This window comes from Paenibacillus sp. FSL P4-0081, assembly GCF_000758565.1.
Taxonomy (GTDB): domain Bacteria; phylum Bacillota; class Bacilli; order Paenibacillales; family Paenibacillaceae; genus Paenibacillus_AQ; species Paenibacillus_AQ phytohabitans.
In genome coordinates this window covers 1,436,725-1,451,243 of the sequence record NZ_CP009280.1, presented here as the reverse complement: position 1 = coordinate 1,451,243, position 14,519 = coordinate 1,436,725, and the positions used below count along the sequence as shown (strand labels likewise).

Genomic DNA, 14,519 nt, shown 5'->3' with positions numbered 1-14,519 from the left:
GCCGGAGTGGCTGCTGCTTCCGGATCAGGAGCCGTCTGAAGCACTCAGGCAGCAGCCGTACCAAACAGAAACGGATACCGTCCTCTAAGGGATGGTATCCGTTTCTGCGTAAAGCTATCACTGTCTCATACCTGGCTCGTAGCTGGCTCGTACCTGTCTCACACCTGGCTCGTACCCGCCTCATACCAGGTTCATTGCTGGCCCCGGTATTAATGTTGTACGTACTGCAACTTTGCTTGCCACCTGCCCAGCTGTCCGGGAGAATTATTGCACGAAATACAAGAATTCTCCCGGTAATCGGCTTAAATGAGGGGAAATGCTGTATTTCATACAACATTTGATGATTAGGGCCGATTTCATGAGCAAAATGTTGTATTTTGGGCAGGATTTCACAAGCTACTGGGCTCTGGAGCTGCTGACCAGCTTCACAGGAGGAAGACTATTCTCCTGCTTATGGACCGCATAACGCCCGCTGCCCAGCTGCTTGGCATTGTACATAGCGGAATCAGCTTCCTGGAGCAGCCGCTTCCGGTCAATTCTGCCTTGGCTCATAGTGATGCCGACGCTCGCGGATACGAACAATTCATGCGTCTCCAACTTATAATTCCGGGTGATATTCTCCAGAACCTTAAGGGCCAGCTGCTCCGCATCCTTGCGGCTGCAGCGTTTGGCGATGATGACGAATTCATCCCCGCCTACCCTGAATATATGTCGTTTGCCTTTACGCGAAAATTGCTGCAGACTGCCGCCAACGGCTTCCAGCAGCAAATCTCCCGCATGATGGCCGAGCGTATCATTAATCGATTTGAAGCGGTTAAGGTCCAGATATAATACCGCAAGCTGTTCGCCTGATTTGCAGTGATCCCAGAAATGATCCATTCCATTCTTGTTGAGCAGTCCGGTTAAGGTATCCCGGTAGGCCAGTTCTTTCAGCTGCTCGCGCTCTCCGAGGAGCATACGCACACGCAGGAACAGGTACAATATTCCGGCGAGCGTAAGCACATAGAGTGCCATAGTAATAAACAGATTGCTATCTTCAGCGGTGAACCCTGACAAAGTTCTCTTGCCCAGCACGTGCATGCTGCCAAGACCTGCACTAATAACTAGTACAACCAGGCTCGTGCGGACCGCGCGGGCTCTTTGGTGACATTTGGAGAAATTCCGCGTCAGCCTGAGGATGCTGTACACCGTTAGTACTCCAATGAGAATAGATAATACAGCCAGTATATAATTCCGGGCCTCTTCCAAATTACTCTGCCCTCCTTTGATAATCATATGATTTATCGCTTTTAAGCGCTACTGTACAGGGTTAGTCTGAACATATTCTGAACATTTCCGGCAGGTAAGGCCAGACTTTGCATAAATGCTAAGAATATTATCGGCAAAAGCTGCAGGATTTGCGATGGTATGTTCTGGGACATATGGAAGAGAGCCGCCCTTTGCACGGGAGACTCTCTTGTATTCCAGAATCGTCCAGACTGTCTATTCGTTCATATGTTCCACGCCATTGTACAGTTCGCAGGTCCAGCCGCCGGCATCTCTGATCATACGGGTAATTGAAGTATTCTTCAGCACTACACTGAGATCCAGTGAGGGAACAAGTCCTGCCAGCGTACTGCGCAGAATGGCGCCATGACTGACTATGAGGACATTGCGCCCCGGATGGCGGGCGGCAACCTCCTCAACAGCCCGGACACCCCGCTCCTGGGCCAGGTCCCGGCTTTCCAGCTTCATATCCATCGTCTTCCACCCGCTGCCGAACCGCTCGATCCGCTCCTTCTCCGTAGTCCCTTCTATTAACCCGCCGTTCATTTCCCGAATCCCCGGGATCAGACCAGCCAGCGGAATCCCCAGTCTCCCGGCAATGACCTCCGCCGTCTGTCTGGCCCGCAGCATATCGCTTGAATAGATATAATCCCACGATTCACTGCTGAGACGCTCTGCAAGTACGGCTGCCTGCCGGAAGCCCTCCTCGTCCAGAGAATTATCCGTATGGCCCTGTATCCGGCCTTCCTGATTCCAGAGTGTGCTGCCGTGCCGAATCAAGCCTATTCTTGTTATCATCGCTTCCCGCCTTTGTGCCAATATCCGTAAGTGTTTTCATTATAAACGAACAGCCCGCTCTATGCATGTTCCATTGACGGTCAAGAGAGCCCGCTATATTATAGTATTTCAAGTGCTTCTTTCTGGAGTCCGTTCCAGATTCATCCTAAACTGCAGTTATACTGCTACAAATTGAAGGAGATTTCGTTTACTATGAAAAGAATGTCCGTCCTCTTCACCGCTTTCTGTCTGCTTGCTGTACTTCTGTCCCCATTGCAATCCCGGGCCGCTGCGGCGGCACCAGCCAAACTTGCCGTCTATGTAGATAAGGAGAACCATTCGTTCATTCCGCTAAGATTCCTGAACGGCTTCGCCGGCATCCAGTCTGTAGTAAGCTCTGCCGGAGGACAGATCCGGGTAACACGCGATGATTTGTCTGTTACCTTCACTCCAGGCACGGCCGGAGCCTCCGTCAACGGCAAGCCCGTTACCCTGGGCGAACGTCCCTTTAGCGAGAATGGCATGACTTATATTCCGTTGTCTCTCGTCAGCCAGACGCTTGGCATACAGCTCCAGTGGAATAAAGATTCCGCATCGCTCAAGCTCACGAGCGGCGAGGCAACAGCCACCCTGCCCGTGCAGAATGGCGCCCTGATCAAAAGCGGTACGCCTGCTGTAGTCAGCGGCAAACATACATACAAGGTCGGCGGACGTTCCTTCTCCGTGCAGACCGTTACGGTCTCCCTGCTGCATCCGTCAGTGAAGCTGGATGCCGTTCTTGCCGGAAATACTGTCGGCAAGACAGAAGCGCTCGCCAGCATCGCTAAGCGCAGCAATGCCGCAGCCGCCATCAACGGCACCTTCTTCGATGCCTACACCAAAGGCACCTATTATGCTCCCTACGGCTATATTATCAGCGGCGGCAAGATGCTGAAGAACAGCCCCGGAGATAAGCGGACGGTCTTTGCCTATGACGGCAACCTTCTGGCTGAGCTGATTCCGGGCAGTGAATTCAAGAACCGCTTCGACAGCGGCTCCATTCAAGGAGCATTGCAGGCAGGCCCCCGGCTGCTGGTGAACGGCAAGGTATCCCTCAATGTGCTCGCCGAGGGCTTCAAGGACCCTAAGATATTGACAGGCGGAGGCTCCCGCAGTGCGCTGGGTCTGACGCGCGACCACAAGCTGATTCTGTTGACCTCCGGCGGGGCAACCATCCCCCAGCTGGCGGAGATTATGAAGCAGGCAGGTGCGTACCAGGCGATGAATCTGGATGGCGGAGCTTCCAGCGGCCTATACTATAACGGCAAATATCTGACTACACCCGGCCGCCTGATCAGCAACGCACTGGTCGTCCAGACCAAATAATATCCGGCTATAAGCATCTATATGGAGGCATTTCTCTCATCCTGAACAGGTTGGAGAAATGCCTTTTTCACGTTCACCAGCCTGAAATTCATCCACTGATTCCGTAAATCAGGCAGAATAAGGAATCCGACTGCGGGGGATAATACAGCCAAAGAATCCAGAATCCAGCAGAAAGGAGCCCCGAAGATGCCGCAGAATCAGCAGAAAGGCCGGAAGACAGGTAAAGATCCCGTGGAAACCTCTGTACCCGCACCGCTCCCCCTGAACCCTTCACTTGAAGTGAATTTGCAGGAAATCGGAAAGAGGATCGGCAGCAGCTCGGATATCGTCATCCGCAACTTCACCAATGAATCCTTGAGCTCCCTTTCCCTTACGTTCATATATATTGACGGCCTGGTGAATGCCGATTCTGTCAACCAGACGGTGCTCCAGCCCTTGATGGAGAATGTGACGTTGAAAGGAGATTCAATTACCGCCGAAGCGGCTTTCAGCATGATCAAGGATCAGATGCTGCCGGTCGGGGGCGTCAAGGAAGGCAAGACGCTGGAAGTGCTGTTGGCTATGCTCTTTGAAGGCTATACGCTGATTCTGTTCGAAGGACTTCAGGTAGCACTGGCTGCGGATACCTCCGGCTGGGAGAAAAGAAGCATCAACGAACCTACTTCTCAGGGTGTCATCCGCGGTCCGAAGGAGGGCTTCACGGAAAGTCTGCGCACGGGAACCTCCATGCTGCGCCGCCGGCTCAAAACTACCGATCTGCGGATCGAAGAATATAAAATCGGCCAGCGTACCCAGACCGGAATCGCCATCATTTATTTGAAGGGCATCGCCAGCGAACAGGTGCTGACAGAAATCCGCCGCCGGCTTAATAACATTAATACGGATGCCATTCTGGAGAGCAACTATATCGAGGAATTCATCCAGGACGGCGGTCTGACGCCCTTCCCCACGATGCAGAATACGGAACGCCCGGATGCTATGGCCGGAGGTATTCTGGAAGGCCAAATCGGGATTATTATTGACGGCACCCCCTTTGCCCTGCTGGCGCCGTCTACCTTCTTCAACTTCTTTCAGTCCAGTGAAGACTACTACCAGCGGTACGATATCTCCTCCTTTCTGCGGCTGATCCGCTACGGGGCTTTCTTTGTGTCGATGCTGCTGCCCGCACTTTATATTGCAGTCACTACCTTTCACCAGGAAATGCTGCCGACCACCCTGCTGATCAGCCTGGCTGCCCAGCGTGAGGGGGTGCCGCTGCCCGCGCTGGCGGAAGCGCTGCTCATGGAGCTCACCTTCGATGTGCTGCGCGAAGCGGGGGTGCGCATGCCGCGCACCATCGGACCGGCAATCTCCATTGTCGGCGCACTGGTGCTGGGCCAGGCTGCCGTTCAGGCCGGGCTTGTCTCGGCGGCTATGGTTATTGTGGTTTCTTTTACGGCCATCTCGAACTTTGTGATTCCGTCACTGGCGATTGCCAACTCCATCCGGCTGATCCGCTTTGTAATGATGTTCATCGCTTCTACGCTTGGCTTGTTTGGCATCATGTCCTTCATGATGGTGCTCCTGATTCATATGGCGGGACTGCGTTCCTTCGGCGTTCCCTATCTGTCTCCGGTAGCGCCGATGATTCCGCGTTATCTGAAGGATATCTTCATCCGCGTTCCGCTATGGAGCATGACCATGCGTCCCAAGACCGATCTCGGCAAAGAAACCCGCAGACAAGGGCCGAACCAGAAGCCTCAGCCCGTTGAAGGAGCGAATCAAGGAGAAGCAGAACAGCCGAAGCCTCAGGGGGAGGGTCCAGCATGAATGGAAAAATCGGCACCACCCAGGCAGCCATGCTGGTTGTTAATACGATTCTGCCGACGGCTACCGTCGTGCTGCCCATCATTATTAGCACCTATGCGGAGCAAGATGCGCCAATGGCGATTATTATGTCCACCTTGGCCGGGCTGCTTATTGCTGCAATTGTCGGAACTGTGATTCAGAATAACAATGGCGCTCCTTTTCTGGACTGGGTCAGGGAGCAAAGTTCTCCGGTAGTCTCTACCATACTCGGTCTGCTGATGCTGCAATTCTATCTGGATACCACGGCAACGATCCTGCGTGAATTCGTCAATTTCATCAAGGACAATGTACTGGTCGAAACCCCGGTTACCATACTGGTGATCCTGATTCTGTTCATCACCATCTATATGGTCAGACAAGGCATCGAATCCATCGCCAGAGTGAATACCCTGGTTATCCTGCTCTATTTCGTTTTCGTCCCCCTGTACCTGTTCGGGTTATTCAGCGATCTGAATGTGCATAATTTATTGCCGATGTTCGATCATAACCTGGCTGAATTAACGCTGGCCAGCCTGACACCGACTGCCTGGATGTCTGAAGTGGCCGTGCTGCTGTTTCTGGCACCCTACCTGCAATATCCGAAGAGAGCGCGGATTATCGGGTGGACCGGACTTCTGTTCGTCTCCGCTCTTATGATGTTCTCCCTGATCTCGGCCCTGATGGTGTTCGGTCCGGATTTCATCAAGCTCAGCACCTATCCGGGCTTCTCTACCGTGGGCATTATAAGGATTGGACGGTTCATTGAGAAGCTGGATATTCTGTTCATTTCCTATTGGGTGCTGTCCATCTATCTGAAATTCGCGATCTTCCTGTTCGTGACAGTAGAGTGCTTCAAGCAGACGTTCCGGGTGAGCAGCAGCCGGCCTTTTATCGGAGCGCTTGGTCTGCTTATTGCACTGGAATGCCTGTTCACCTGGCAAAGTTCGGCCAAGCTCAACGTTTATAACAAGGAAGGACGTTTTGTGGTCTTCTTCCTGTTCAATGTGCTCGTACCGCTGGGGGCTATCCTACTGTACCGGGCACGGAAGTTTAGGTCCAAGCGGAAAGGGTGGGAATCATGAACCTGCAGAGAAAGACATTGTATCTCATCCTCTGTCTCCCGCTTCTGTCCGCCCTTCTCTCCGGCTGCTGGGATGACCGCGAACTGAATGAGCTGGGGGTTACCTCAGGTTCGGCTTATGACTGGGATAATAACGAGTGGAAAGCTACTTATCAGGTCATCAATCCTTCATCCGGTTCCAGCGGGATGGGCGGCAGCGGAGGAGGCAGTACAAGCTCACCGCCGTTCGTCACCTTCACGGTAAAAGGGCGGACGATTATGGAGGCGATCGAGCGGACCAATCTGACCAGCACGCGTGAGATGTTCTTCTCCCATTCGCGGATTACGGTCATCGGGGAAAGTCTGGCCAAGCATGGCATCAATCAGCTGATCGATATGTTCCTGCGCAAGCAGGATGCCCGGGAAACCGTATTTGTGTTCATCTCCAAAGGCGAAGCAGGCGATATCCTGGATCAGCTGATGCAATTGACCAAAAACCAGGGCGCCGGTATCCAGCTCATGATTGAACAGGAGTCGCGGCTGCTGTCCTTTTATCCCGGTACACGCCTGTTTGAGCTGGCGATGGCCCTTTCCTCCGAGTCCGGGAGTGCCGTATTGCCGGAGATTCTGCTTACGGGTCCGGATATTATGGATGAGACCAGCGAGACCGGCCGTACAGATTTGCCTTCACGCCTGGCGCTGGGCAGACTGGGTGTAATCAAAGGCGAGAAGTTTGTGGGCTGGCTCAGCCAGAAACAGGCCTTTGGCTTGTCTTTTATGACAGACAATATCAAGACTGCAACCATCGCCTTCGCTTCCCAGCCCCGGAAGAGCGACAAGCTTGACGCCTCGTTCATCCTTCAGAATTCCCGGACTACTGTACATCCCGTCTGGGCTAAAGACCATTTCATCATGGATATAGACATCAAGGGCAGCGGGGTATTAACGGAGCTGGGCAGCGTTATGGATCTGAATGACCGTAAAGCGATCAGTGAAATGGAAGCATCCCTCGAACGGCAGGTACTCGATCTCGTGAATAACTCCTGGACGGAGGTTAAGAAGCTCGGCGCAGACGTCACAGGCTTTGCGGTAAGAGTCCACCGCAGCGACCGCAAGCGCTGGAAGCAGATTGAGAAGGATAAAAGCTGGGACAGTGTATTTCAGGAGATTGAGATCCGCCCGCATGTCTCGTTCCAGATTGAACGGACAGGCCTCAGCAATAAATCGTTCAAGTCTGTCCAGCAGGAGTAAAGGAGCTTCACTATGAAAATAGCTATAACTCTTATACTCTATATTCTTGCCTTCCTATGGGGCAGCACCAGGCTGCGCGGAAAGGGCCGCCAGTTGCACCGCCTGTGGCTGGGCTGCATTCTTGTCTATTGCGCTTATATTAATATTTGCGGAATGACAAGAACCCCCTTCATTAGTGTCGGGATCTTGTATACGGCGTTCTTTCAGCCTATCGGCAGGGCAATAATCTATTGGTTAGGAGGCTGAATGCTGATTATGCCCAAAAAAGAACAGGTGTCCTCCCTGCAAATTGCGTTCATGATTATGCTGTTTGAAATCGGCAGCACGCCGCTGTTCCTGCTTGGAGGCAAGGCCAAACAGGATTCGTGGCTGGCAATGTGTACGGGTTCAGCCGCCGGATTCATCCTGCTTCTGCTTCTGATGTGGATTCAGCACCGTTCTCTGCATACAGATCTGATTGGAATGCTGAAATTTCATTTCGGCAGGTTTGCCGGCTCATTCATCGGCGGGGTCTATGTCCTCTATTTTGCTTATCAGTCCATGCGTAATGTCCGTGATTTAGGTGAGCTCACAGCAATCACCATGCTGCCAAGAACCCCGATGGCCGTAACGATGTTAGTCTTTGTGCTTCTTGCCCTCTATGCGATCTGGAAGGGGGCAGAGGTTATTTTCCGGCTGCCGGAGGTTCTGCTGCCGGTGATGATCTTCTTTTACATTGTGCTTGTTGTGCTGCTGGGAATTATGGGATCGATTGATTTCGGCCGGCTGGCTCCGGTCATGGAGGGCGGACTGATGCCTATCGTCAAAGCCGCGCTGCCGGATATCGTCTCGTTCCCGTTTGGGCAGATGATCGTATTCCTGATGCTGTGGTCCTTATGGGAGAAGCCCGGTGTGCCGGTAAAATATACGTTGAACGCCTATCTCTTGATCAGCCTGTTCCTGATTTTCATGAACGCGCTCAATGTGGCTGTTCTCGGTCCCGCAATAGCAGGGAGCAGCCAGCTGCCTTTTCTCAAAACTGTCCGGACCTTGTCGAACCTCAAGTTTGTGGAACGGCTCGATATCCTGGTGACCATCCAGCTCTTTCTGGGACTGCTGATTAAGATGATGCTCTTCTATTTCTGTTCGGTAAAAGCTATTGCGGAGCTAACCGGCAAACCGGCCAAATGGTGGGTCTTTCCGGTAGGCGCTATGATCTATGGAGCTTCCTTTCTGGAGCGCGACTACACGCAGCATATCGCCATCGGCCTGGGCCCCAGCCTCAAGCTTGATCCGGTGTTCCAGGTCGCTATCCCCCTGCTGCTGGCCATTTCCATATTGGTGCGCAGCGGGTTTAAGAGATCCACTTCGTAAGCCGTTCCCAGCCAGGCTACATTACCCGGCGGCGCTGCAGAAGGTTGGCAAAACGGGTTGTTGAAGGTAAACTGGCTGTTAGATCAGTCATTCTGCCTAGGAGGTTCAAGCCATTGGCCAAAGCCGATTATATGTTGTCTATACTCTGGATGCTGAAGCAGCGCAAAAGAACGGCCGCCGAACTGGCAGACGAGCTTGAACTAAGCGTCCGTTCGATCTACCGCTACATCGATGCGCTGTGCGCCAGCGGTGTCCCTGTAGAGGCCGATGCCGGGCCGGGCGGCGGCTTTTGGCTGCCCGAGCATTTCAGCACCGCTCCGCTATTCTTCAATGATGGAGAACGGCGGGCACTTGTACAGGCATCTGCTTTTGCCAGGGGGAGCGGCTACCCTTACGTTGATGCGCTCGACGGGGCAATTGCCAAGCTTAAGCGTTACAGCAATGAGGCCCAGCTGTCGCAGATGGAACGCCATGAGAGCGGACTTGCGATCCTCCACTCCCCTGGAGAGCACCCTTCGCTGCTGCTTGAAGAACTGGAAGTCTGCACTGCGGAGAGTCTCTCTCTTCAGATGGAATACCGTAAGGGGAACGGTACCTCTGTTTCCTCCCGTTGCATCGACCCTTATGGTCTGGTGATGTGGAAGGGCCAGTGGTATCTCTCCGGCTTCTGCCATCTGCGCCAGGATATCCGCAACTTCCGGGTGGACCGGATCATCGGACTGCAGCGGACAGGGGCAGCCTTCCTTCGTCCTGACGGATTCTCGGCACGGGATTTCTTATTGCAGAGGCTGCTTCCTGCTGCAACGGAGCAGGACTCTGAGTTAACCGCTGTGGTCATCGAAGCGGCCGAAGCCACCCTGAACGATCTGTGCAGTCACTGGCTATTCGGGCATACGCTGGAGCGGCGCAGCACGGGAAGTGCCCGCTTTCTGCTGAATCAGGCTGCCTTACACAGCTTCGCCCCTTATTTCCTGTTGCCTTACGGAAAATCGCTGGCCATTGTGGAACCCGCATCCCTCAAGCACAAGCTGTCCAGGGTTGCTGCGGATCTCGCCGAACATTATAAGGATTCTTAATCTCCTGAGGGATCACTGACTGCAGCTGTCAGTGATCCTTGTGTATATTGTTCATGAATCCAATAATGCCAGGAGGAACAGGGAATGAGAGAATTGAAGTATGACTTCTATATTGGTGCTGCCGCTGCAGAGGTATGGGAGGCTCTAGTCTCCCCGGAGAAGGTCCGGCAAATCTATTACGGGAGTGTGATCCGCTCCAGCTTTGTTGTGGGTGAACAGCTGGAGTATGTAGGTCCGGGGGCTGCCGGGGAAGAAACGGTGCATGTCTACGGCACTCTGCTCGAATATGTTCCGCAGCAGACGCTGCGCTATTCCCATAAGACCGGTCCCTCTTATCTCACGAATAGAGAGGGTTATGAGTCTGTCATCTCCTGGAAGCTGGAGCCGGCGGGCGGCTGTACCAGGCTGACACTGGTTCATGGAGACTGGCATCCGGACGACCCTTCCTACGATGCCAGCAACAGTTCATGGTGGCAGATTCTCAGCAATACGAAGACGCTGGCAGAAACCGGCCGCACCCTGGATTTCGGCAGCCGGGAGTAAGCAGCAGACAGCCTCCGTTATATTCAAACAAGTATCACCACAGAATAGACTCTTCTAATTTATTACTCTTCCGCTATCCCTGCTATAAAGAGGCTCGTGCCGCTTTTATAGCAGGGATTATTTTATTCTTTCCCTAGGGAAACATTCTTGTTGCAAGGACAAAATTATTTACATATACTAATATTGTGGCAGGCCGCAATAATCTATGCCGCGTGCACAATACACTATATAAATGCATACTCCATACTTATGGCTATATATTCGTTCATTCCATTTCATACGAAAGAAGGAGATCTTATGGCTGAAGCCGTTATTCCATTGTCAGAAGCTGTGAACGGCAGTACGCTGCGCATCAGCGGCATTGAAGTTCAGGGCGTGCTGCGGAGAAGACTGCTTGATCTGGGATTCGTCGTCGGCAATGCTGTAGAAGTGCTGCGGCGCAGCCCGCTGGGAGATCCTACAGCATTCCGGGTAAGCAATACAACGATTGCCCTGCGCCGGGAAGAGAGCTCATTAATCTATGGTCAATTAATTGGAGGCGGTGAAAGATGAGCCAGTACACGGTCGCTTTTGCAGGCAATCCCAACACGGGTAAGAGCACGCTGTTCAATCTGCTGACCGGCATGCGCCAGCATACCGGCAACTGGGCAGGCAAAACCGTAGTCACCGCCGAAGGCGGGTTCTCCCACAGGAACCACACGTACCTGGCTGTGGATCTTCCGGGCACCTACTCGCTTTACTCCAACTCCGCCGATGAAGAGGCTGCGAGGGACTATATTATTTTTGAACAGCCGGATGTAACGCTAGTGGTCCTGGATGCTACCTCGCTGGAACGCAATCTTAACCTTGCCCTGCAGGTACTGGAGATCACCGGCCGCGCCGTGGTCTGCATCAATCTGATCGATGAAGCCCGCCGGCTTGGAATTGATATCAATCTGAAGCGGATCTCCAAGAGGCTCGGCGTTCCCGTAACCGCTATTTCTGCCCGTAACAAAATTGGTATTGAAGCGCTTCTTGATCAAATCGAGCGCGTGGCCACGGGTGCATTCAAGGCAGAGCCGCTGAAAATCACCTACAGCTCTGACATTGAGCAAGGCATTGCCGAGCTGATTCCTATGGTTGAGCAGACCATCGGTTCGAGATACCCCGCCCGCTGGATTGCCCTGCGGCTGCTGGATGGTGATCACAGCCTGCTTACTTCACTCAAAGCCCGCATGAGCCGCAAGGATATTCCCGTAAGTGAGGAGGTGGTCGGCCATGGAATCACCGCATGCCATTAACGGTCACGACCCGGTGGATTCTCTGCTCGCAGCCGCTAAGAAGCTGGCTGATCAAGGGGGAATCCGCGATGAGATTGTCAGCGGGATCTACGGCGTATCCGCCGGCATCTGCAGCGATGCAGTCACCTATCAAGATAAGAAGAAGCTGGGCAGCACCTATAAACTGGATAATATCGTTACCTCCAAGCTCTGGGGCTTCCCCATCATGCTTGCCGGTCTCGGCCTGGTATTCTGGATTACGATTGCCGGAGCCAACTATCCTTCAAGCTGGCTGGCCTCCCTCTTCAGCTGGATCGAAGGTTATCTGACTGCAGGATTCACTGCTGTTCATGCGCCGGCCTGGCTGCATGGCGTCCTTGTGCTCGGACTGTATCGCGGAACCTCGTGGGTCATCAGTGTCATGCTGCCGCCGATGATGATTTTCTTCCCGGTGTTTGCGCTGCTGGAGAATTTCGGTTATCTGCCCCGTGTAGCTTTTAACATGGACCGCCTGTTCAAGAAATCCGGCGGCCACGGCAAGCAGGCCTTAACGATGTCAATGGGCTTCGGCTGCAACGCAGCCGCCATCCTCTCGACCCGCATTATTGAATCGCCCCGTGAACGGATGCTGGCTATTCTGACCAACAACTTCGTGCCCTGCAACGGCCGGTGGCCGACACTTATCCTGCTCTCCTCCATGTTCATGGTCGGCGCGGCGACAACAGGAATGCTGCGTACGTTCTCCACAGCGCTGGTACTGATGGGCATCGTGCTGGTCGGCATTACCGTAACTCTGAGTGTATCCTGGGTCATGTCCAGAACAGCGCTGCGCGGTGTGCCTACCCATTACACGCTGGAGCTTCCGCCGTACCGCCGCCCGCAGATCTGGAAGACCATTGTCCGCTCCTCCAAAGAGAAGTCGCTGAATGTGCTGACCCGTGCTATCGTCGTCGCCGCTCCAGCTGGTATCATCACCTGGATTCTCGGCAATGTGTTTGTCGGCGGAGAGAGCGTGCTTAACCATATGGCTGCATTTTTCGATCCATTCGCTCAGCTGCTCGGTATGGACGGCTTTATTATCATGGCCTTCATCCTCGGGCTGCCGGCCAATGAAATTGTGCTGCCGATCCTGCTGATGGGCTACATGTCCTCGGGTGCCATGGTTGATATCGAAGGTCTTGGCAGTATCAAGGATATCTTCCTGAGCCACGGCTGGACCTGGCTGACGGCGCTGAATATGATGCTGTTCTCCCTGCTTCACTATCCTTGCGGCACCACGCTGGTGAACATCTACAAGGAGACCAAAAGCATGAAGTGGGCAGTGCTCTCCGCCGTCATTCCGCTCGGCATCGCCATCGCGGTAACCTACCTGGTTGCAGCCGCAGCACGGCTGTTCGGCTGGGTATGATGCCACGCCGCTGGCCCGGCTCCCTGCCGCTTAAGGCGGGGAGCCGGGCGATGGAGAGAGGCGACGAGCCAGGGCGATGGATCCGGACGCGCAGGCGGGACGCTGTGCGGGGCGACGGGGCGGGGCAATGGAGCCGGGCGCGCAGGCGGGACGCTGTGCGGGGCGACGGCGCGGGGCGATGGAGCCGGACGCGCGGGCGGGACGCTGTGCGGGGCGACGGGGCGGGGCAATGGATCCGGACGCGCGGGCGGGACGCTGGGCGGGGCGACGGGGCGGGGCAATGGAGCCGGGCGCGCAGGCGGGACGCTGTGCGGCCCCCTCCCCTTCCTCCCTTCAAAATCTTGCACGAAATACAACAATCCCATCGCGATAAGCGGCAAAAATCAAAATTGTTGTACAGAATACAACATTTCCCTTATTTTCATTGAATTTATGTAGAAATTCTTGCATTTTCTACAACAATTCTCTCTAATGTACCGTTATCTCTACCTCAAAGTTGTAATTTGTGCAACATTTGTTAGGAGAAGCGTTACATACGGGCTGCATAACTTCATTTCGCGCACGCAAAAGCCTAAAATTACTCTGCAGATACCTAAAACTCCATAAGTTTGCGAAAATCAGCCTCTCAAGCCACTCTTCCCCCATGCTACTCTACAAGTACCTTTACTACTGCTCTACTCCCACTCTACATCCGCTCTCCAGCTACTCTCTTGCTACACCCATGCTACTCTACAAGTACCTTTACTACTGCTCTACTCCTACCCTACATCCGCTCTCCAGCTACTCTCTTGCTACACTTATGCTACTCTACAAGTACCTTTACTACTGCTCTACTCCTACCCTACATCTGCTTACCAGCTACTCTCTTGCTACACTCCATGCTACTCTACAAGTACCTTTACTACTGCTCTACTCCCACTCTACATCCGCTCTCCAGCTACTCTCTTGCTACTCCCCCCATGCTACTCTACAAGTACCTTTACTACTGCTCTACTCCCACTCTACATCCGCTCTCCAGCTACTCTCTTGCTACACCCATGTACTCTACAAGTACCTTTACTACTGCTCTACTCCTACCCTACATCCGCTCTCCAGCTACTCTCTTGCTACACCCACGCTACTCTACAAGTACCTTTACTACTGCTCTACTCCTACTCTACATCTGCTCTCCATCTGCTCTCCAGCTACTCTCTTGCTACTCTCCTACTCTCCAGCTACTCTACAAGCACCTCTACTACTGCTCTACTCCTACTCTCCAGATACTCACCAGCTACTCTCCTACCACTATTCAGTTACTCTACAGCTACTCTACAGCTACTCTCCACACACCCTCA

General features: G+C 53.6%; 12 protein-coding genes. 10 read left to right on the top strand and 2 right to left on the bottom strand.

Translation table 11 applies throughout. The annotated features are described in order from the left end of the window. Positions 1-396: 396 nt before the first annotated feature. Positions 397-1,248 (bottom strand): GGDEF domain-containing protein, encoded by an 852-nt coding sequence (locus P40081_RS06205; RefSeq protein WP_052421692.1) that lies wholly within the window; start codon positions 1,246-1,248, stop codon positions 397-399. Positions 1,249-1,482: 234 nt separating this feature from the next. Further along, the gene (locus tag P40081_RS06200; RefSeq protein WP_331281707.1) at positions 1,483-2,064 is read right to left on the bottom strand and encodes a histidine phosphatase family protein; all 582 of its coding nucleotides are present in this window, start codon (positions 2,062-2,064) and stop codon (positions 1,483-1,485) included. Positions 2,065-2,256: 192 nt separating this feature from the next. Between P40081_RS06200 and P40081_RS06195 the strand changes: the two genes are divergently transcribed. From P40081_RS06195 to P40081_RS06145, 10 genes are all read left to right on the top strand, one after another. Then, on the top strand, positions 2,257-3,408 hold the full coding sequence (locus tag P40081_RS06195; protein WP_042134127.1) for a phosphodiester glycosidase family protein: 1,152 nt from the start codon (positions 2,257-2,259) through the stop codon (positions 3,406-3,408). A gap of 186 nt (positions 3,409-3,594) precedes the next feature. Next, positions 3,595-5,217: a spore germination protein gene (locus tag P40081_RS06190; protein ID WP_081969842.1), complete on the top strand. Its 1,623-nt coding sequence runs from the start codon at positions 3,595-3,597 to the stop codon at positions 5,215-5,217. Then, a complete protein-coding gene (locus P40081_RS06185) occupies positions 5,214-6,317 on the top strand; it encodes a GerAB/ArcD/ProY family transporter (RefSeq protein WP_042134124.1) in 1,104 nt (367 codons plus the stop codon). Before P40081_RS06190 ends, P40081_RS06185 begins: the two co-directional genes overlap by 4 nt. Continuing rightward, positions 6,314-7,546 carry a Ger(x)C family spore germination protein gene (locus P40081_RS06180; protein WP_042134122.1) on the top strand — a complete coding sequence of 411 codons (1,233 nt, stop codon included), beginning with the start codon at positions 6,314-6,316 and terminating at the stop codon, positions 7,544-7,546. The genes P40081_RS06185 and P40081_RS06180 overlap by 4 nt, the downstream gene beginning before the upstream one ends. 255 nt (positions 7,547-7,801) lie before the next feature. After that, positions 7,802-8,899: a GerAB/ArcD/ProY family transporter gene (locus P40081_RS06170; protein ID WP_042140797.1), complete on the top strand. Its 1,098-nt coding sequence runs from the start codon at positions 7,802-7,804 to the stop codon at positions 8,897-8,899. A gap of 113 nt (positions 8,900-9,012) precedes the next feature. Beyond that, positions 9,013-9,975: a helix-turn-helix transcriptional regulator gene (locus tag P40081_RS06165; protein ID WP_042134118.1), complete on the top strand. Its 963-nt coding sequence runs from the start codon at positions 9,013-9,015 to the stop codon at positions 9,973-9,975. Between the two features lie 84 nt (positions 9,976-10,059). Continuing rightward, positions 10,060-10,518, top strand: a complete 459-nt coding sequence (locus tag P40081_RS06160; protein ID WP_042134116.1) for an SRPBCC domain-containing protein — start codon at positions 10,060-10,062, stop codon at positions 10,516-10,518. A 297-nt stretch (positions 10,519-10,815) separates the two neighbouring features. Further along, the gene (locus tag P40081_RS06155) at positions 10,816-11,070 is read left to right on the top strand and encodes a FeoA family protein (protein WP_042134114.1); all 255 of its coding nucleotides are present in this window, start codon (positions 10,816-10,818) and stop codon (positions 11,068-11,070) included. Continuing rightward, positions 11,067-11,798: a FeoB small GTPase domain-containing protein gene (locus P40081_RS06150; protein ID WP_042134113.1), complete on the top strand. Its 732-nt coding sequence runs from the start codon at positions 11,067-11,069 to the stop codon at positions 11,796-11,798. The genes P40081_RS06155 and P40081_RS06150 overlap by 4 nt, the downstream gene beginning before the upstream one ends. After that, positions 11,776-13,185: a nucleoside recognition domain-containing protein gene (locus P40081_RS06145; protein WP_042134111.1), complete on the top strand. Its 1,410-nt coding sequence runs from the start codon at positions 11,776-11,778 to the stop codon at positions 13,183-13,185. Before P40081_RS06150 ends, P40081_RS06145 begins: the two co-directional genes overlap by 23 nt. Positions 13,186-14,519 lie beyond the last annotated feature (1,334 nt).

Bases quoted from the DNA above. Each gene is read 5' to 3' on its own strand.
- P40081_RS06180 (WP_042134122.1), top strand. From the start codon at position 6,314: ATGAACCTGCAGAGAAAGACATTGTATCTCATCCTCTGTCTCCCGCTT.
- P40081_RS06170 (WP_042140797.1), top strand. From the start codon at position 7,802: ATGCCCAAAAAAGAACAGGTGTCCTCCCTGCAAATTGCGTTCATGATT.
- P40081_RS06160 (WP_042134116.1), top strand. From the start codon at position 10,060: ATGAGAGAATTGAAGTATGACTTCTATATTGGTGCTGCCGCTGCAGAG.
- P40081_RS06190 (WP_081969842.1), top strand. From the start codon at position 3,595: ATGCCGCAGAATCAGCAGAAAGGCCGGAAGACAGGTAAAGATCCCGTG.
- P40081_RS06150 (WP_042134113.1), top strand. From the start codon at position 11,067: ATGAGCCAGTACACGGTCGCTTTTGCAGGCAATCCCAACACGGGTAAG.
- P40081_RS06155 (WP_042134114.1), top strand. From the start codon at position 10,816: ATGGCTGAAGCCGTTATTCCATTGTCAGAAGCTGTGAACGGCAGTACG.
- P40081_RS06200 (WP_331281707.1), bottom strand. From the start codon at position 2,064: ATGATAACAAGAATAGGCTTGATTCGGCACGGCAGCACACTCTGGAAT.
- P40081_RS06195 (WP_042134127.1), top strand. From the start codon at position 2,257: ATGAAAAGAATGTCCGTCCTCTTCACCGCTTTCTGTCTGCTTGCTGTA.
- P40081_RS06145 (WP_042134111.1), top strand. From the start codon at position 11,776: ATGGAATCACCGCATGCCATTAACGGTCACGACCCGGTGGATTCTCTG.
- P40081_RS06185 (WP_042134124.1), top strand. From the start codon at position 5,214: ATGAATGGAAAAATCGGCACCACCCAGGCAGCCATGCTGGTTGTTAAT.